We start from the raw sequence: 18,804 nt of genomic DNA, 5'->3' as shown, positions 1-18,804 counted from the left end.
CATGGCCCGCCTGAACCTTGCCCGCTTTTACCGCTCTGAAACCGGTGCTGTCGCAGTGGAATTTGTCCTTATTGCGCCGATTTTATTCGCGCTTTTGTTCGGCATTATTACGCTTGGTTATTTCATGGGGGTTAGCCATTCGGTGAATGAGGTCGCCGCCGGTGCTGCGCGTGCATCTGTTGCAGGGCTCGATCAGACCGAGCGTGAGGCATTGGCCGATGCCTATATCCGCGAAGCGCACAGGCGCTATCCTTTGTTGGACCAAGATGCGATCACCGAAACACTCACCTACGAAGGAGCCAGCCCGGCAGGGATCAGTGTTGCTGTGACATATGATATCGACGGCTCCTTGCTTGACATTGCGAACGGGTTTCTGGGTCTCGGCCTGACCGCGATCAAACGGAGCGCCTATGTCGCCTATTAACCGGTTGAACAGCTTTGCCAATGAAGATGACGGCGCAGTCGCGGTCATTGTCTCTTTGTTGTTGGTGGTATTGCTTGGCTTTACGGCCTTGGGCGTAGATGTTGTTTCGCTGTACCGCGACCGGGCGCATTTACAAACAGTAAGCGATCTTGCCGCGGTGAGTGCGGTTGCCGTGACGGATACAGCCAGCGACCGTGCTGAATACGTCCTGTCGCGCAACGGGGAGCCGGCAGAATCCCTGCAACTTCTCGAAACGGGGCGTTTCCTGCGCAATCCCGAAATTGCGCCAGAGGACCGTTTCACCGTTCTGCCCGAAGGGACGGCGGGCATTAATGCGGTGCGGGTGGTTCTTGAACATGATGCGCCCTTGCATTTTGGCCGCGTCATTTCTGACAAAACACATGTTGCCCTAGACCGGACTGCATTGGCCAGCCACACGGTCAGCGCCAGCTTTGCGCTCGATAGTCATATCCTGACCCTCGACATCAGCAATCTGATCAACAGTCTAACCTCCACTTTCGGAGCCTCCGCGACGATCGACCTTGGTGCCGCGCAGGCCATCGCGGATGTTTCAGTGAATTTGGGCGACTATCTGGAGATACTGGATGCCGCTACTGGCGGGGCGGGTCGCAATCCTGCTGATATCTTGAATGACACGGTCTCGGGAGAAGAGCTGGTTTCGGCGCTGCAGGGATTACTGCCAGCCGGACTTGAGACTGCATTGAACGGGGTGCGCAGCGCATCGTCGGGCACCCAGATCGAGGTCGCATCGTTGATCGGCGGGATCGATACCGACCTTGGTTTGACCGTGACCGGCTTTTTATCGGAAATCGAGGTGTCGGCGCTCGATATTATACGCACGCTGGTTGTGGCCGACGGCGTCGGGCAGACATTTGATCTGGACGCGGAGGTAGATGTCGCCGATGTGCTTTCTGTCCAAACGAGCCTAACAGCAGGAGAGCCTGCCGCGCGCTCGGCGGTGTACACGCTGGGCGAAGAGGGCGCGCAACTGCACCGTGCCGCTGTCCGTTTGAAAAGTGACGTGGCCCTGAGCCCCGATTTACTCGGTAATCTGGGCGTGGGGGTATCGGTGGCCGAAGTAAACCTGCCTCTTTATGTCGAAGTCGCCGGTGCCACGGCCACGCTTGATACGTTGGCCTGTGACAGGGCGTCGGCACAAAATCTCGCTGCGAGCTTTACCACGGCTGCAACTCCGCTGGATCCAACGAACGGAACATCGGTCGCCGCGCTGTACCTTGGCGCGCTGCCTGAGGATATCGGTGGTGATGCGATCAATCCCGCAGATCTGGATTTTGCGGATATTCTGAAAGTCGATATCAGCGTTGAACTGCTTTTTTTGCCCGACATTAGTTTGCCGGGCATCACGATCCAGGCCCGTTCCAATGTCGCGGTTGGCCAATCGCAAGAGGATACCGTGACCTTTACACTGGATGATGTTGAACGCGGCAACACGGTCAAATCATTCGGGTCGGGCACTATGCTATCTTCCGCTGTAAGCGGCCTGTTGTCGCCGGACAATACTACAGTCCGTGTGAAGCTAAGCGATCAAGGTCTGATCTCGGTGCTTGTTGAGCCTGTGATTGCGACGCTGTTGGCGATCTTGCCCGACAGGCTGCTGTCAGGTCTCGCTGCACCGTTGGATGCGGTGCTGGATCAAACGCTAAACGCTGCGGGGCTGTCTTTGGGTGTGGGGGAGCTGACACTGATCGGCCATCATTGCGAAGCGATCCAGTTGGTCAGGTGAGCAAATATGGTTCTGTATGACCCGCCATGGAATATGGGCTGCCAAATGTGGCGCAAATCGCCTGTCATCGCCGGGATGCTGCGTAAGATCACGCAGCCGAGCTATTGCGCCCGACAACAGAAAGCGCATCGCGCGTATTGCGCCGAGCCTTTATCGGTTCAGCGTCCTGAGCCATTGAACAGACTTCATCTGTCACAAAGGCAATCAGTTGATAGCGTGAACCAAGGCCCGTTTTCTGATAAATTCGACCCAACTGGGACTTCACCGTCGTAATGGCACAGCCACGCATTTCGGCAACTTCGCTGTTGGAGAAACCTTTGACCACAAAAATTGCAACGTCTGCTTCTGCCTGGGACAGACCCCATTTCGCGGCATGGCGCAGGATAACTGTTTCTTTCGCCGCCGGTTCATCCGTCGCAAAAGGCACGCTGTCGTTCTGCCGGCTCTCAAGATGCTTGCGCAATTGGACATAGCCCACATACATTACGGCGGCGGTCAGAGCGTAAAACAATGCAAATAGCCCTGAAACCAAAGCAAAATTGGCTTCGCTAGCCGGTAAGACAAGCTGTATGGTTAAGAAGGTCTTCAGAGCTGCAACGCAACCCACCAAGCAACCTCCCGTGATCCAGAATTTCGACATCGTTTACTCCAATGTGTGATCGTTACGCAGTGCTTATACTTAGCACCTATTTGGGCGGAATTAAGGTGGTTGCTTGAAATTATTCAAAAGTTAAGTAATTGTCTTTGGTTGTGCTGGCAATGCATTACGTGGGGGTCATTTGTGCAAAAGGCGGCATCATGTATCCTTGGGGCTGTTTGCCGAATTGCTGAGTGGTTGACGTTTTAAACCTGATGGCTACCCGCTGTGCGCGCGGGCAATGCCATGCCGGCGAGACCCATGGCAAAAGCCGCGCCATATATCAAACTGGAAGCTCCCAAAAACCACGCTTTTCTTGCGGCGGAAAATAGAGGGACTATGGTCAAATCGCTGATAAATGTGGGGGTGAATTCGGCGATTAGATGCCTAATGCCAGCAAGCTCGCTGACAAAAAGCGCGCGAAAGCTAATATCTATGCTGCGCAGGCCCGCGCAGTATCTACTGCAAACCCATGCAATCCAAAGGCTTCAACAGGAAAGAAAACACAATGACACGTATGACGGCCAAAGACTTTGATCAGGAACTCCTCGATCTTTATGATTTCTATGCCCACGGTAAAATTACCAAACGTGAATTTTTGGACCGTGCCGGTAAATTTGCAGTGGCAGGCGTGACCGCGACGGCGCTTTTGGGCATGCTCAGCCCTAACTATGCCATGGCTGAACAGGTATCATTTAATGACCCCGATATTGTTGCCGATTACATTACATACCCCTCCCCGAATGGTACGGGTGACGTGCGCGGCTATCTGGTGCGTCCGGCAAATAGCACAGGTCCGCTGCCGGCTGTGCTGGTGATTCACGAAAATCGCGGTCTGAACCGCTATATCGAAGATGTCGCGCGTCGCTTGGCCAAGGCGGGTTTTATGGCGCTGGCACCTGACGGGTTGACCTCTGTGGGGGGCTATCCGGGCAATGATGCTGACGGGCGCGATTTGCAGCGTACGGTCGATGGCACCGAATTGATGAATGATTTCTTCGCCGGTTTCGAGCATCTGCTCAACCGCGATGACAGCACCGGTAAAGTTGGCGCAGTAGGCTTTTGCTATGGTGGCGGCGTGGTCAGTGCAATCGCGGTGGCCTATCCCGAGCTTGCTGCCGGTGTGCCATTCTATGGCCGCCAACCTGCGGCCGCGGACGTGCCAAAAATTCAGGCTCCGCTGATGGTGCAAATGGGTGAGCTGGACGAGCGGATCAATGCAGGTTGGCCTGATTTCGAAGCCGCTCTGAAAGCCAATGGTAAAACCTATGAGGGCTATATTTATGAGGGAGCCAACCACGGTTTCCACAATGATAGCACCCCGCGCTATGACGAGGCCAAGGCCGAACTGGCCTGGGAGCGCACTATTGGCTGGTTCAATAAGTACCTGACCTGAACCCATGGCGGGTGCGAACTCACACGAGCCGCACCCGTCCTTGCACGATATTTTGAAAATGCCCCTATGCCGCCGATATAGGCGGTAAGGCTTTTATTGTATTACAAATAATCACTTGGCCGTGAGAGGAAGATCACGAAGCCGTCAACGGCATTCATAACGCTTGGTCTTCGGCATAGTTGGGCGGCAGTATCAGAGTAATTTACTCGCTTTATCCGATCAACCAATCTGAAAGCCAAAATCATTATGTCCTCCCCCCTGACTGTTAAAAATCTCGCAATCGCCGGCCTTATCGGCGAGCTCTCGTTCGAAGCCTACGCATGGCTGGTCTCGCCGCTGATTTTCGGTGTTACGCTGGAGCCCGCAAAGCTTGTGACCGGCCTGACAAAGATGGCAACGGGCGTTTTGCTGCCCTATTGGGGCGCGTTCGCGATCCACTTCCTCATCGGAGCCTTTGGTTTTGCAATCTTTGTCGCGCTGACCCATCTGGTTACACGGACCAAACTGATCTGGTCGGGCGTAATCGCGGGCGTTGTTTTGTGGTTTATTGCTCAAGGCATCCTTGCTCCCGTGCTGGGGCGTGAGTTCATGATGGGCTTTGGCAGCTATACTCAATCATCCTTTGTCGGGCACGTTGGCATGTCGGCGCTGATTGCCTTTGTTCTGGTAAAGCTGCACGCGGCGATGCCCCGAACGGCAGCGCTCCAAAGCTGACACAGCGCTTTTGCGCAGGCGGGGCCAGCATGGGCCCCGCCGTTTGTATGCGTTTCTTCCACTTGTAAATTCCACATTCCCTCAAAACCGAAAAGCCGAGGATTATCATGTCTGTAACTGATCTTAACCGCCGCCAGCTTCTGGGCACTTCAGCCGCTATCGTCGCGACATCTGCACTGCCTGCGCAGGCCGAAAGCCATGACCACTCGGGCGGGGATTTTGAACTGACCGAGCTTCGGGATGGTATCTGGCGCACGCGGGACGAGCGGCACACAGGGCTGCTGATTGACACGGACGATGGTATTTTGTTGTTCGACACGCTGAACCTTCCTTTTGCAAAGTGGCTGAACGGGCAAATTGCCGAGCGGTTCAACAAGCCCGTCAAATGGGTGGTCTATTCCCACAACCACGCCGATCACGTCTCGGGTGGGCAGGCGTTTGAGGGGCACAACCCGCGCTACATCTCCCACAGTCTTGCCCGCGAAAGCATGGCGCGGATGAGGGTCGACACCCGCCTGCCGGACGAAACATTCGAACAGCGTTTCGATATCCTTCTGGGTGGTCGCAAGATCGAGCTACGTTATCACGGCCCCAACGACGGGCGCGGTTCTATCAGCCTGCTGGTCCCGGAAAATCGCGTGATTTCGGCAATCGACTGGTTGCTTATTGGCCGGATGCCTTACCGCGATCTGGCCCGCTATGATGTCGAAGGCATGATCCGGTCGCTGCATGAGATTGATCAACTGGATTGGGATCTTGCCTCACCGGGGCACGCAGATGTGGGCGACAAGGAGGGCATGCGCATCGTGCGCCGCTACCTCGAAGCTGTGCGTGACGGGGTTGTGGCCGGTATCAACGATGAGACGGCTATCGACGATCTGGTGCCCGCTCTGCGTGCAGATCTGGCGGCTGTGCCCGAATTTTCCAATCTTGCGCAGTTTGATAACTGGGTTGAGTTGAACATCCGCGGAATCCATGCCCAAATCGCGCGGGTCGAAGGGCATATGGACGGGTAAAACCGTACTCTCGGTCTACACATCGCAGGATAAAGCTTTGCCTGTTTGTGCAAATCGGCAAAGCTTTTCGTCGTAAATGGGTTTGTTTACGAGCGACGAAAAAAAATTCGACGGAAATAGGCTGCCGTCGCGTTATAATGCCATGCTTCTGCGTTTGAATAAACGGCTACACAAAGGATTACGGTCTTGAGACATCTGATAACAGCATTGTTCGCCCTTGCCCTATTGGGAGGGGCCTATGTGTTGAGTTTTGGTGTGCCGGGGCAGGTCGCGCAGGCCCTGCCGTTTCTGGCGACACCGGAGCCGGATGGCGGTGATAGCCGCTCGGCCAGGGGGCGCCCCGGTGCGGGGCGCACAACCTCTGTGGTGCTGCAATCGCTGGAATACGAGCCATATAAGGCGACAATCCAGACCATCGGCAGTGCCGCATCATGGCGCACGGCAAATGTGCTGGCCGAAACTTCGGGACGTGTGACCGAGGTCTTGTTGACACCGAATAAACGCGTCTCCGAAGGGGATGTTCTGGTACGTCTTGATGACCGGACCGAAAAGCTCGATCTCGAGGTGGCGCAGGCAGAGATGGAACAGGCGCAATCGGTTGTCGACCGGAACGCACGTTTGCGGGCGGATGGCAATTTCACCGTCACCGAGGTCGCAATCACCGAGGCCAATCTGGCACTGACGCAGGCCAAAGGCGATGTCGGGCGGGCCGAAGTGGCCTTGGATCGCCGCACAATCCGCGCGCCATTTGATGGCCGGCTAGGTCTGCACGAAGTCGAGGTCGGAAACCTGTTGGATAGCGGCGATATGATTGTCCGCGTGGACGACAGTGATACGTTGCTGGTCGAATTTGCGCTGCCCGAACGCGCGATCAGCATGCTTGAGCTGGGTCGCAAGGTTCTGGCCAGCACGCCAACCTATGCAGGACGCGTTTTCGAGGCTGAAATCACCGCCTTTGATAACCGCATCGACAGCACCACGCGCACCATTTCTGTTGAGGCGCGCATCGATAATTCGGACGGGCTTTTGTGGTCAGGTATGACTGTGGTTGTCCGGTTGCTGAGCGAAACCGATCCCATGCCCGTTCTGCCCGCGACCGCGCTGAACTGGACCCGTGATGGGGCCGGCATCTGGGTCGTCAAGGACGGCAAAGCCGAACGCCGCCCCGTTACGGTACGCTTCCGTCAGGGCGGGCAGGTATGGGTAGACACCGATGTGGCCGAAGGCGACACGGTTGTGGTCGAAGGAGCGTCCAAACTGCGCCCCGGAGCCGTCGTGGAGGATGTAGGCAACCAATCTGATGCAGAGGGCCCTATTCGGGCCACAAAATCGGTTCCGGTGGCCGCCGCTGAAACCGACGAGGACCCGGCATGAGCCTTGAAAAAGCACTCGGCAAAACCGGATTTGCCCATCTTTTTGTCCGCCGTCCCATCCTTGGCATTGTGGTCAACCTGCTGATTGTCATTTCGGGTATCGCGGCACTCTCCGCTGTGACGGTGCGCGAGATGCCGGATGTCGACCAGCCGGTTATCTCGATCCGCACCGATTATGACGGGGCTGTGCCTGCCACGGTGGATCAGGAAATCACGCTAGTCCTCGAAGAGGCGCTGACCTCGCTCGAAGGGCTGTCCTATATGGAATCCAGCTCGAGTGCGGGCGAAAGTTCGATCACTATCGAGCTGTCACAGAATACAGATGTAAACATCGCCGCGAATGAAGCGCGAGAGATCGTTTCGGAAACATTGAGTGATCTGCCCGAGGACATCGACGACCCCGTTGTTACCCGCAACGACAGTGACAGCGATCCTATCATGCGCCTCGCGCTGCTGGGCGATGTCAGCTTTGCCGAGCTGACCCGGGTGGCCGAGGGGCAGGTATGGGACCGTTTGTCCACCATTGACGGGATCGCCGAAGTCACAGTGCGCGGCGACCGGGCGGAAGAGTTCCGCGTGACCGTCAATATGCCCACCCTTACGGGCCTTGGCCTGACCGTGGATGACGTCACCGAAGCGCTCACTGTGCTGCGCGATAATACCCCGTTGGGTGAACTCGAAACCCAGAACCAGACCTTGGCCCTACGCGTGAGTAACGGCAACGTGGATGTGGCGGCCATAGAACAGACACCGATCAACGCCAACACACGCATTGCCGATGTGGCCGTGGTGCAGGTGTTGCCCGAAGATGCGGATGTCTTTGTCCGCGTGAACGGCCAGCCTGCCGTGGGCCTTGATGTCTCGCGTCAATCGTTGGGCAACACTTTGGAGATTTCAAAGGCAGTCAACGCTGCTGTGCTGGAGCTGCGCGAGCAGTTGCCCGAAGGCATGGATATTATTGTGGCCTCGGATGATGGCATCTTTATCGAAGGATCGCTGAGCGAAGTGATCAACTCGATCGCGTTGGCTACGCTGATCGTGATCGCGGTGATCTTTGTTTTCTTGCGCTCGCCGCGTGCCACATTGATCCCGACACTGACCATTCCGGTGGCCTTTTGCGGCACGCTTGCGGCCATCTGGGCCACGGGTTTTTCCGTGAACACCATCAGCCTGCTGGCGCTGGTGCTTGCCACGGGCATGGTGGTTGATGATGCGATTGTTGTGATCGAAAATATCGTACGCAAGCGGCGCGAAGGGCTTGGCGCTTTTGCTGCCGCGGCGGAGGGCACAAACGAGGTGTTTTTTGCCGTTATTTCGACCACCGCCACATTGGCCGCGGTGTTTATCCCTATTTCCTTCCTGCCGGGGCAGGCGGGCAGTGTATTTTCCGAATTCGGTTTTGTGCTTGCCTTTGCGGTGACGATCTCTTCGATCACGGCGCTAACGCTTGCTCCTGTTCTTGCTGCGCTTCTTGATACGTCCAAAGGTATGCCCGAAGACGCCGCCGAAGATCAGCCGCCGGGGCGTTTTATGCGCGGCTTTGATGGGCTTGTCGATCTGGCGATCCGCAACCCGCTGGCGACATTGGGCATCGCGGGGGCGTTTGTCATCGCTGCAGCAGGGGCGGCGATTAATCTGCCGTCTGCCATCACCCCGCCCGAAGACCGTGGCGTGTTCCTGATTCAGGCGATTGGCCCGCTGGACACCACAAGCGAATACCTCGACGGTCAGGCCGCCCAGATCGAAGACATCCTCACCCCGTTCCGCGAAGCAGGCGAGATCGCCGCGATCCAGTCCATCATCGGCATTCGGGGCGGCAACAACGCCTTTGTCATCGCCCGCCTGCCTGAATGGCAGAACCGCGCGCGCAGCCAACAGGAAATTCTTGCCGACATCACCAACGATCTGGCAAAGGTTCCGGGCGTGCAGGTCCGCGCCCGCTCGCCCAACAGCCTCAACATTCGGGGGGCGGGGCAGGGGCTGACCTTTGCTGTTACGGGGACCAACCTCAACCTGATGAACGATAGTGCGGATGCGTTGATCGGGGCGATGCGGCAAAACAATATCTTTGTGAACCCGCAACTGTCCAACGCGGCTGTGAATGCCCAGCTTGAGCTGACCGTGGACAAAGAGCTCGCCAACAGCCTTGGCCTTTCCGAAGCAGGCATCACCGAAACTGTGGGTGCGTTGCTGCAAGGGGTCGTGCCGGTTGCGATTTTCGAAAACGATGAGGAAGTCGACGTGAACGTTGTCCCCGGTGGGGCACCGCTGGATGATCCTTCGGATCTTGAAAATATCTCCCTGCGCCTGGACGGGGGTACCTATGTGCCGCTTTCGGCGGTGGCCACGCTTACGCCGGTGGTCAGCCCTGCGCAGCTTGAACGCAAAGGCGGCGCGCTTGCCGTATCGCTACAGGCGAACCTTGCTCCGGGTGTTGATCTGGGCACTGCCGTTGCCGCAGTCGAAGAGCTGGCCCGCGAGATGCTGCCCGATGGCACCGGCATCGAATTTACTGGCGAGGCGGCGACCCTCAATGATGGTAAGTCCAGCGTGCTGGTCGTTTTTGCAGTGGCGCTGATCATTGTTCTTCTGGTTCTGGCCGCGCAATTCGAAAGCTTTGCAAGCGCGGTTGTGATCATGCTTACCGTGCCCTTCGGCCTTGCCGCTGCGCTATTTGCGATCGCTCTCACGGGTGGGTCGCTCAATTACTACAGCCAGATCGGTCTGGTGTTGCTGATCGGTGTGATGGCGAAAAACGGTATCCTGATTGTCGAGTTCGCCAACCAGCTGCGCGAACGTGGCCAAGATATCGACAGCGCCATCCGCGACGCCATGCGCCTGCGTTTGCGTCCGGTGATGATGACAATGGTTTCGACCGTTCTGGGCGGGCTTCCCTTGATCATCTCAACGGGTGCCGGTGCCGAAGCGCGCGAAGCTGTTGGCTGGGTGATTGTGGGCGGGCTTGGCTTTGCCACCGTGTTTACGCTTTTCCTGACGCCGGTGTTCTACCGCTGGATTGCTGTCTGGGGGGCTGCGCCGGGGTCTTCCGCACGCCGTCTGGAACGTGAGCTAGGGGGGGCACCCGATATCGTCAAAGCCTAACCCGCCGTTCGGGCGGCCGCGGCTATCAACATCTCGGATGCTCGCTGCAAGTCCGCTTGCAGCTGCGCCCTCAAAGGTGCCGGCGTATCGCTTCGCAAAATAGCGGCGGGGTGGAGCGTGATAAGCACGGGAAGCCCTTCGAGGGATTGCTCGACCCGCCCGCAGCGCGCCATTAACGCCGCGCTATTGCCCGTCAATGCCTGCGCCGCCGCGCTCCCCATTGCGACAATCAGCATTGGTTGCACTTGGGCAATCTCTTGGTCCAGCCAGTATCGGCAGGCCGTGATTTCGCTGCGGTTCGGGCTTTGGTGGATACGCCGTTTGCCGCGTGGAATATATTTGAAGTGTTTGACCGCATTGGTCACATAGACCGCGTCGCGCACCAATCCTGCCGCGGCGGCGATGTCGTCAAATAACTGCCCCGCCGGCCCAACAAACGGCTGACCGGTCAGGTCCTCGCGGTCACCGGGTTGTTCGCCCACGATCATCAATGGCGCGTCTTTTGGCCCCTTTCCCATGACCGCTTGCGTGGCCTTTGCGCCGATGGGACAGCGTGTGCAGCTATGCACCTCATCTATGGGTGCCCGTGCAGGCAGACGCTCCAATATCCGCTGTGATCGGGGTGAGGGCAGGCGCGGAGCCTCCCGCTGCATCTGTGCCACCCGCGCCTGCGCGCCCGCGATCAGGTCAGGGATCAGATCGGCCTCTGGCAGATTCTTCCAATATTTCTTGGGCATCTCCGATTGCATGGCTTTGATTTTCAGCCGAGCAGGATTGAAAATATTGGCGTAATAGGTCCGCCAAAGTTCCTCGGTTTCGTCACTCAGATCAAGCCGCTCCGAAACGACCGCCTCAAGCGTGAGCGTGCCAACCTCACATCGCATCGTCACCTCAGGCGTGACAATCACCCAATCCATGTCGCCAAAGCGGCGGGTGAAAAAGCTACCGATTAGCTCCTCGATCCGGTGATCCGGCTCGAACCAGCTGATGAACTGCCGGCGGTTTGCGCCGTGTGGCGTCACGTCCCGAAACCGCACAAAGGCCTTCATCTTGTGCATGTCGCGACGGATGTTCTTGGCCCATGCTTCTAGTTGCTGCATCTGTGCATCCGCCCGATTTCCCAGCAATTGCGGCTCATTCCGGCAGCGCAGCAAAACGCGGTAAAGAAGATCCAGCGCGCCGGATGCACGGCTTGAACAGATCAGCTTGGCCAGCGGCACAAACGCTTTGGGCACTGTGATCTGTCGCGCAGCGGGCAGCGTGGTGGATCCGCCAAACAGGCTTGGCGCTTCTCCTTCTCTTTGCCACTCGATCGCGTCGGCAGGCACATCATTGCTCGCCAGCGCCCGCGCGGCGCTACGCCACGCGTCAAACGTGCCAAGGCGTGGCAGCTCAACGCGGTATATCACAGCAGGCTCAGCTGTTCGGGGGGCGGCGCAAAACGTGCGCGTAGATTGGCCGCATCTGTCAAACCGCCGGGTGACCAGTCACGCGTGACGATGAACGGCTTGGCCTTGTTGATCAGCGCACCGATCCGTTTGAGGTCACCAAACCCCAAGGCCCCGTTGCGCCGCGCCGACAGGATCCGCGCGACGGACTTCGTCCCGAACCCCGGCACCCGCAGCAACATATCGCGCCCTGCACGGTTCACATCCACAGGAAAGCTGGCACGATTTGCCAATGCCCACGCCAGCTTGGGATCAATCTCGAGGTCCAGCATCCCGCTCGTGGTCGAGCCGGCAATCTCCTCCGCCTGATAGCCGTAAAACCGCAACAGCCAATCGGCCTGATACAAACGGTGCTCGCGGACGAGCGGCGGTTTGATCAGCGGCAGCGCCGCCGCACTGTCAGGAATGGGAGAGAAAGCCGAATAATACACCCGCTTGAGCTTGTAGGTGCTGTAGAGCCGTGTGGAGCTTTCCAGAATCGTTGCATCATTTGCCCCGTCCGCCCCGACAATCAACTGTGTGCTTTGCCCTGCCGGTGCAAATTTGGCGGCGCGCCGCCCGGTGTGGGTGCGCTCTTTGGCGGCCTGTTTGCGCAGCTCGACCCGCCCCATCGCACGGCGGATTTCATGGGGGTTCTTTTCGGGTGCGTAATCCTTGATCCCCTGATCGGTGGGCAGTTCGATATTCATCGACAAACGATCCGCCAACAATCCTGCCTCCTCAATCAACTCAGGCGAGGCATCAGGGATGGTCTTGAGATGGATATAGCCGCGAAAATGATGCTCGTGGCGCAGGCTGCGCGCGATCCGCACCATGTCACCCATCGTGTCGTCAGGGCTTTTGATGATGCCCGAGGACAAAAACAGCCCCTCGATATAATTGCGCCGGTAGAATTCAGCCGTCAGATGCACAACCTCTTCGACCGAGAACCGCGCACGCGGCACCTGCGAGGACACGCGATTGATGCAATAGGCGCAATCATAGATACAGAAATTGGTCATCAGGATTTTAAGCAGGCTGATGCACCGCCCATCCGGCGCATAGGCATGGCAAATGCCCGACCCTTCGGTACTACCCAGCCCGGCCCCATCCGCCGAATTGCGCTTGCTTGTCCCTGATGAGGCACAGCTTGCATCATATTTCGCAGCATCGCTCAGCAGAGCGAGCTTTTCTTTGAGGTTCATTTTTGCCATATGTTCTTGTAATGTTCTTTTGCAGGGGCTGGCAAGCGCTCTAATGCCGCTGTTATCTTTGCGATCGGCGGAACCACGCCGGTTGTTGTGCGTTGATCCGTATGATCAAACATATAATCACCGCCGCCGCCCTTTCTCTGCCCATCCACAGCCCATGCAGAAAAGGTGGGCGAGGTCGACGTTGACTGGCTGGGCAACGATCTGATTATCGAAGCACTCGCTGATCCCGAAGTAGAGGGCGTGACCTGCCACATCACCTATTTCGAGCGTGGCATCATCGACCGTTTGCAAAAGGGCAATTGGTTCGAAGACCCGTCGAATTCATCCATTTCTTGCCGTCAGACCGGTCCGATCACGCTGGGCGACATTGACCGCAGTGACGAGGGCGAAGACGTATTTTCCGAGCGCCGCTCGATCATTTTCAAATCCATCAAGGTCAAACGCATCTTTGATGAACAGAACCAGACACTGATCTACATCAGCCACGCGCGCGATGTGCAAAACGGCTCTGCCAAAATGTCGATGTCCACCGTGCCGCTTTATCAACCCTGATCCATCGGCAAAGCCCCGCGCGCGATGTGTGCGGGATATTGCCACTTTCCGCCAATCAGATAGCATGTGCGCAAATATAAACCTGAAATCGGGGCAGTAACATGCAATTCTCACGGCGGACTTTTGGAATGGGCCTTGGTGCCTTGGCTCTTGCGGGCTGTAGCGGAGGGACAAGCACCTCTGCCAGCACATTCGGGGGAGCATTGCCGCCCGATCTGCTGCCTGCTCCCAACCCGGCCTATGATGCATGGGTCGCCAGTTTTCGCAGCCGCGCGCCCTCCAGCGGCATCTCGCAGGCAACACTGAATACGGCCTTTCGCGGCACCGGCTATCTTCCCGGCTGCGTCAAACGTGACCGCAACCAGACCGAATTCAAACGCAGCCTCGAGGATTACCTCTCTATCGCCACCTCGGATGAGCGGGTGAGCAAAGGCCGCGCCGCTTTCGCGCGTCACCGCAGCACGCTGAACACGCTTGAACAGCAATACGGTGTGGATGCAGAAATCATCTGCGCGATCTGGGGGCTTGAGAGCTTCTTTGGCGAACGGCGCGGCAATGTGCCGGTCGTCTCGGCGACCTCGACCCTTGCTTTTGACGGCAGACGCGGCGCGTTTTTTGAAAAGCAGCTCATCGCGGCGCTTAAAATCGTACAGAACGGGGATATTTCGGCCAGCCGCATGACAGGGTCATGGGCCGGTGCAATGGGCCATACCCAATTCATTCCTACGTCTTACGAAGCCTTCGCTGTGGATTTCACAGGCGACGGGCGGCGCGATATCTGGTCCGATGACCCGACAGATTCGCTGGCCTCCACAGCGGCATATCTCAAACGTAACGGTTGGGTGCGCGGCACCCGTTGGGGCGGTGAGGTGGGCAATGGCGCGCCGCAAGGGGATATCATCCAGCCTCAGGCCGGTGGACCGCGTTTCGCCGTGACCCGCAACTTTACCGTGATCAAACGCTATAATAACTCGGACGCCTACGCCATCGGCGTGGGCCATCTGGCTGACCGTATCGGCGGCGCAGGACCGCTGCGCAGCAGTTTCCCACCGGATGCAAACGGCCTGACCAAAGATGATCGCATCACATTGCAACAACGCCTGACGGCCAAAGGCTTTGACACCGGCGGCGCGGATGGCGTGATCGGCCCCAACTCCGAGAAAGCAATCAGTGCCTATCAGGCCAGTGTCGGACTGCCTGTGACTGGTAAGCCATCCCAAGCCCTGCTTGGCCAATTGCGCTGACCATCGCTGGCGCATTCCGGCGGATGTCCCGATATTTGCCGGAATGCGCCAACGCAGCGCTTTGCGCCGGATGTCTTGAAATCGGAGCCAACCCGCTTTGGTATAGCGCCCGGATCAGCAATAGCTGGCTGGCTGTCCGCTAAGGCCACCTGTCTAGACATGCTGTGAGGGAGGATTGAACTCCCGCACTCAGCGTCTTCCCGCAGGGATGCGCGTCAGTCGGGCCATCGTGGCGCGCTGTGCTGTCCGAATATCCGTAGGGGGAGGGATGGTGCTGTGAGGGAGGATTGAACTCCCGCACTCAGCGTCTTCCCGCAGAGATGCGCGTCAGTCGGGCCATCGCGGCGCGCTGTGCTATCCGAGTATCCGTAGGGGGAGGGATGGTGCTGTGAGGGAGGATTGAACTCCCGACCTCGTCATTACCAATGACGCGCTCTACCACTGAGCTACCACAGCGTTGGTGTCGCGCTGAGTAGCTGGAAAAACAACATCGCGCAAGCCTATTTTGATACCTAATCTGGACCCTTTGTTCACACTGGGCTAGATAAGCCCCATGGCAGAGCAAACGCCCTCTCAAACGCCGGCCCAAAAGGCCAAGGCAGCCGAAGCCGCGCGCAAGCAGGAACGGCTGCGCGCAGCGTTGAAAGCCAATATGGCGCGGCGAAAAACACAGGCGCGTGCACGCAATGCGCCCGATACAGGCAGCGCCGGCGCGGCGTCACAGAAGGAAACGTAAGGCATGGACGCAATTTTGGTACGAGGCGGTGGCGCGCTCAAAGGGTCAATCCCGATCGCAGGCGCGAAAAACGCGGCCTTGGCGCTGATGCCTGCAACGCTTCTTAGCGATGCGCCGCTGACGCTGACAAACGCGCCCCGCCTGTCTGATATTCGCACCATGACGCAGTTGTTGCAGTCTTTGGGCGCTGAAATCACGACCCTACAAGAAGGCCGCGTGATCTCGATGTCTTGCCACGGTGCGATCAACACACGCGCGGAATATGACATCGTGCGCAAAATGCGCGCTTCCAATCTGGTGCTTGGCCCGCTGCTTGCGCGCGAAGGCTATGCCGAGGTCTCGCTGCCTGGTGGCTGCGCCATTGGTGCGCGCCCCATGGATATTCACACGGACGGTCTGGCCAAAATGGGCGCAGATATCGACCTGCGCGATGGCTACCTTTATGCCAAAGCCGAAGGCGGCCGTCTCAAAGGCGCGGTGATCGACTTTCCTTTTGCCTCTGTCGGGGCGACTGAAAACATCATGATGGCCGCCACATTGGCCAAAGGCACCACCGTCATCAACAACGCTGCGCGCGAGCCTGAAATCGTCGACCTTGCCGATTGCCTGCGCCGCATGGGGGCACAGATCGAGGGCGATGGCACATCCTCCATTACCATTCAGGGCGTTGACCGCCTTGGCGCTGCTACCCATCCCGTTGTCACCGACCGGATCGAACTGGGCACCTATATGCTCGCCCCTGCCATTTGTGGCGGTGAGGTTGAGCTGCTGGGGGGCCGCATCGACCTTGTTGGCGCATTTTGCGAAAAACTCGACGCCGCAGGTATTGATGTGGCCGAGACAGCCAATGGCCTCAAGGTTAAGCGCCGCAATGACCGCGTGAAGGCTGTGGATGTTACCACCGAACCTTTCCCCGGCTTCCCCACCGATCTTCAGGCCCAGATGATGGCCCTGCTGTGTACGGCTGAGGGAACCTCGACACTCGAAGAGAAGATCTTTGAGAACCGTTTCATGCACGCGCCTGAGCTGATTCGCATGGGGGCCAAGGTTGACGTGCACGGCGGCAAAGCCATCGTGACCGGCGTAGATAAACTCAAAGGCGCGCCCGTGATGGCGACCGATCTGCGCGCCTCTGTGTCACTGATCCTTGCGGGTATGGCCGCCGAAGGAGAGACGAAAGTCTCCCGCGTGTACCACCTTGACCGCGGCTATGAGCATGTCGTGACAAAGCTCTCGGGCGTTGGTGCAAATATTGAGCGGATCAAAGACGAATGACCGAAGACGCAAAGTTCGAGGACGGCAAGGAAACACCGCTGAACCTTGGCGCGTTGGATGCCGATGACCTCGCGGTGATTGCCTCGCTGGCGCAGGACGCTGTGTTCCCCGCCTCCGAAATGCGCTGGCAGCGCCGCGAAGGCCGCTTTGCGCTGCTGCTCAACCGGATGCGCTGGGAGGAGGCCGGCTCCACCCGCGCGCCAGAGCGTGTGCAATCAGTGCTGATGTTCTCGAACGTGCTTGGTGTCGCCTCTCAGGGCGTGCCAAAAGGCGATGCCGATACGGTTCTCTCTTTGCTTGATGTCAGCTTTGAGGCGGGTGATGCCCCCTCTGGCCACATCATCCTGACGTTGGCCGGTGACGGGGCAATCCGCCTTGAGGTCGAAGCCCTCGAGGTCACGCTAAAGGATGTCACACGCCCCTATCTCGCCCCTTCCAAAAAGCGCCCCAGCCATCCGAACTGAGCGCTTTGCCGCACCCCGCTTGAGGCCGCCTCCGTTCTCCGCTAACCCGTGGCCACACCCACAGGAGCTTTGCCATGCCCGTATTTCTTGACGCCGCTGATCCCGATTTCGAACAGGGTTTTACCACGCTGCTCAATGCCAAGCGCGAAGACAGTCCCGATGTGGACGCCGTTGTGGCGGATATCATCGCCGATGTGCGCAGCCGCGGTGATGCGGCGGTCATTGACCTGACCGCGAAATTTGACCGCATCACGCTGACGCCGGACAGCTTGCGTATCACAGCGGATGAAATTACCGCCGCCGTGGCCCAAGTCAGTGACGAAGATAAAGCCGCGCTCGAACTCGCCGCCAGCCGCATCCGCGCTTATCACAGCCGGCAACTGCCAACGGATGAACAATGGACAGATGAGACAGGCGCGACCTTGGGCTGGCGTTGGTCTGCTGTCAGTGCGGCGGGGCTCTATGTGCCGGGGGGGCTGGCCAGCTATCCCAGCTCGGTCCTGATGAACGCGATCCCCGCCAAGGTCGCGGGGGTAGGGCGGCTTGCCATGGTTGTTCCTACGCCGGATGGGGTTCTAAACCCGCTGGTGCTGCTGGCGGCGCAAATCTCTGGGGTGGATGAAGTCTACCGCATTGGCGGCGCGCAAGCCGTTGCGGCGCTGGCCTATGGCACGGATACCATCGCGCCCGTGGATAAAATCACCGGCCCCGGCAATGCATTTGTCGCTGCTGCCAAACGTCGCGTGTTTGGCAAGGTCGGCATCGATATGATCGCGGGACCATCCGAGATCCTCGTGGTGGCAGATGGCGACAATGATCCCGATTGGATCGCCCTCGACCTTCTGTCACAGGCCGAACACGATGAAAGCGCGCAATCCCTGCTGATCACCACCGACGCCGCTTTTGGCCGCGCCGTGGCCGAGGCCGTCGAGAAACGTCTCGAAACCCTGCAACGCGCCGCCATCGCAGGCCCGTCGTGGCGCGACTTCGGCGCGATTATCACCGTGCCTGACCTTGCGACTGCCGCAGCACTCACCGACCGGATCGCGCCTGAACACCTTGAGCTCTGCGTGGCCGATCCCCACGCCCTGAGCGCGCAAATCACCCATGCCGGCGCGATCTTCCTTGGGCAATGGACGCCCGAAGCCATCGGTGATTACGTCGGCGGCCCCAATCACGTCCTGCCCACGGCCCGCTCTGCCCGCTTTTCCTCTGGCCTGTCGGTGCTCGACTTTATGAAGCGCACCACGCTGGCGCATATGACGCCCGAAGCCCTGCGCGCCATTGGCCCCGCAGCCGAACGTCTGGCCAGTTCCGAAAGCCTTGAGGCGCATGGCCTGTCCGTGACCGCACGGTTGGACAAACTGAACCGCTAAGCGCCGCAACGTTACAATAAAGGGACGCTGCGGCTGGCGTAGCGTTCCATTGCCAGAACGGGGCACGTGGCGTATTCAGGTAACAACCT

Annotated in this window: 16 protein-coding genes and 1 tRNA gene; 13 read left to right on the top strand and 4 right to left on the bottom strand. The window is 58.4% G+C overall.

The annotated features are described in order from the left end of the window. The first annotated feature begins 1 nt into the window (after position 1). Both ABJM03_RS07040 and ABJM03_RS07035 read left to right on the top strand, forming a co-directional pair. On the top strand, positions 2–424 hold the full coding sequence (locus tag ABJM03_RS07040; protein ID WP_348416691.1) for a TadE/TadG family type IV pilus assembly protein: 423 nt from the start codon (positions 2–4) through the stop codon (positions 422–424). After that, positions 411–2,189, top strand: a complete 1,779-nt coding sequence (locus ABJM03_RS07035; RefSeq protein ID WP_348416690.1) for a pilus assembly protein TadG-related protein — start codon at positions 411–413, stop codon at positions 2,187–2,189. The genes ABJM03_RS07040 and ABJM03_RS07035 overlap by 14 nt, the downstream gene beginning before the upstream one ends. An 88-nt stretch (positions 2,190–2,277) precedes the next feature. Here the strand turns inward: ABJM03_RS07035 and ABJM03_RS07030 are convergent, their stop codons facing one another. Next, positions 2,278–2,829: a helix-turn-helix transcriptional regulator gene (locus tag ABJM03_RS07030; protein ID WP_348416689.1), complete on the bottom strand. Its 552-nt coding sequence runs from the start codon at positions 2,827–2,829 to the stop codon at positions 2,278–2,280. Positions 2,830–3,334: 505 nt separating this feature from the next. Between ABJM03_RS07030 and yghX the strand changes: the two genes are divergently transcribed. The 5 genes from yghX to ABJM03_RS07005 all read left to right on the top strand — a co-directional run bounded on the left by yghX (position 3,335) and on the right by ABJM03_RS07005 (position 10,427). Continuing rightward, on the top strand, positions 3,335–4,222 hold the full coding sequence (yghX, locus tag ABJM03_RS07025) for a YghX family hydrolase (RefSeq protein WP_348416687.1): 888 nt from the start codon (positions 3,335–3,337) through the stop codon (positions 4,220–4,222). A 246-nt stretch (positions 4,223–4,468) separates the two neighbouring features. Beyond that, positions 4,469–4,936: a hypothetical protein gene (locus tag ABJM03_RS07020; RefSeq protein WP_348416686.1), complete on the top strand. Its 468-nt coding sequence runs from the start codon at positions 4,469–4,471 to the stop codon at positions 4,934–4,936. Between the two features lie 107 nt (positions 4,937–5,043). Further along, positions 5,044–5,952 carry an MBL fold metallo-hydrolase gene (locus tag ABJM03_RS07015; RefSeq protein ID WP_348416684.1) on the top strand — a complete coding sequence of 303 codons (909 nt, stop codon included), beginning with the start codon at positions 5,044–5,046 and terminating at the stop codon, positions 5,950–5,952. A 186-nt stretch (positions 5,953–6,138) separates the two neighbouring features. Next, a complete protein-coding gene (locus ABJM03_RS07010; protein ID WP_348416682.1) occupies positions 6,139–7,326 on the top strand; it encodes an efflux RND transporter periplasmic adaptor subunit in 1,188 nt (395 codons plus the stop codon). Continuing rightward, positions 7,323–10,427, top strand: a complete 3,105-nt coding sequence (locus tag ABJM03_RS07005) for an efflux RND transporter permease subunit (protein WP_348416680.1) — start codon at positions 7,323–7,325, stop codon at positions 10,425–10,427. Before ABJM03_RS07010 ends, ABJM03_RS07005 begins: the two co-directional genes overlap by 4 nt. Here ABJM03_RS07005 and ABJM03_RS07000 read toward each other — a convergent pair. Together ABJM03_RS07000 and ABJM03_RS06995 are read right to left on the bottom strand one after the other, a co-directional pair. After that, positions 10,424–11,836, bottom strand: coding sequence for a UdgX family uracil-DNA binding protein (locus ABJM03_RS07000; protein ID WP_348416678.1), 1,413 nt, complete (start codon positions 11,834–11,836; stop codon positions 10,424–10,426). The two genes, ABJM03_RS07005 and ABJM03_RS07000, sit on opposite strands and share 4 nt — an antisense overlap. Beyond that, positions 11,833–13,068, bottom strand: coding sequence for a putative DNA modification/repair radical SAM protein (locus tag ABJM03_RS06995; RefSeq protein WP_348416676.1), 1,236 nt, complete (start codon positions 13,066–13,068; stop codon positions 11,833–11,835). Before ABJM03_RS06995 ends, ABJM03_RS07000 begins: the two co-directional genes overlap by 4 nt. A 165-nt stretch (positions 13,069–13,233) precedes the next feature. On the opposite strand from ABJM03_RS06995, the gene ABJM03_RS06990 reads away from it, so the two are divergent. Further along, complete coding sequence (locus ABJM03_RS06990; protein WP_348416675.1) at positions 13,234–13,620, top strand: CreA family protein; 387 nt, start codon at positions 13,234–13,236, stop codon at positions 13,618–13,620. A 101-nt stretch (positions 13,621–13,721) separates the two neighbouring features. After that, a complete protein-coding gene (locus ABJM03_RS06985) occupies positions 13,722–14,864 on the top strand; it encodes a lytic murein transglycosylase (protein ID WP_348416674.1) in 1,143 nt (380 codons plus the stop codon). 381 nt (positions 14,865–15,245) lie between these two features. Here ABJM03_RS06985 and ABJM03_RS06980 read toward each other — a convergent pair. After that, a tRNA-Thr gene (locus ABJM03_RS06980) sits at positions 15,246–15,320 on the bottom strand. A gap of 97 nt (positions 15,321–15,417) precedes the next feature. On the opposite strand from ABJM03_RS06980, the gene ABJM03_RS06975 reads away from it, so the two are divergent. From ABJM03_RS06975 to hisD, 4 genes are all read left to right on the top strand, one after another. Continuing rightward, the gene (locus ABJM03_RS06975; RefSeq protein ID WP_348416673.1) at positions 15,418–15,600 is read left to right on the top strand and encodes a hypothetical protein; all 183 of its coding nucleotides are present in this window, start codon (positions 15,418–15,420) and stop codon (positions 15,598–15,600) included. 3 nt (positions 15,601–15,603) lie between these two features. Further along, the gene (gene murA / locus ABJM03_RS06970; protein ID WP_348416672.1) at positions 15,604–16,875 is read left to right on the top strand and encodes a UDP-N-acetylglucosamine 1-carboxyvinyltransferase; all 1,272 of its coding nucleotides are present in this window, start codon (positions 15,604–15,606) and stop codon (positions 16,873–16,875) included. Further along, on the top strand, positions 16,872–17,339 hold the full coding sequence (locus tag ABJM03_RS06965; RefSeq protein ID WP_348416671.1) for a DUF2948 family protein: 468 nt from the start codon (positions 16,872–16,874) through the stop codon (positions 17,337–17,339). Before murA ends, ABJM03_RS06965 begins: the two co-directional genes overlap by 4 nt. 74 nt (positions 17,340–17,413) lie before the next feature. Continuing rightward, positions 17,414–18,715 (top strand): histidinol dehydrogenase, encoded by a 1,302-nt coding sequence (gene hisD, locus ABJM03_RS06960; protein WP_348416670.1) that lies wholly within the window; start codon positions 17,414–17,416, stop codon positions 18,713–18,715. The last annotated feature ends 89 nt before the right edge of the window (positions 18,716–18,804 follow it).

Origin of the sequence: Sulfitobacter sp. (genome assembly GCF_039977885.1) — a bacterium.
Taxonomy (GTDB): domain Bacteria; phylum Pseudomonadota; class Alphaproteobacteria; order Rhodobacterales; family Rhodobacteraceae; genus Sulfitobacter.
This window is presented reverse-complemented; position numbering and strand designations above follow the sequence as displayed.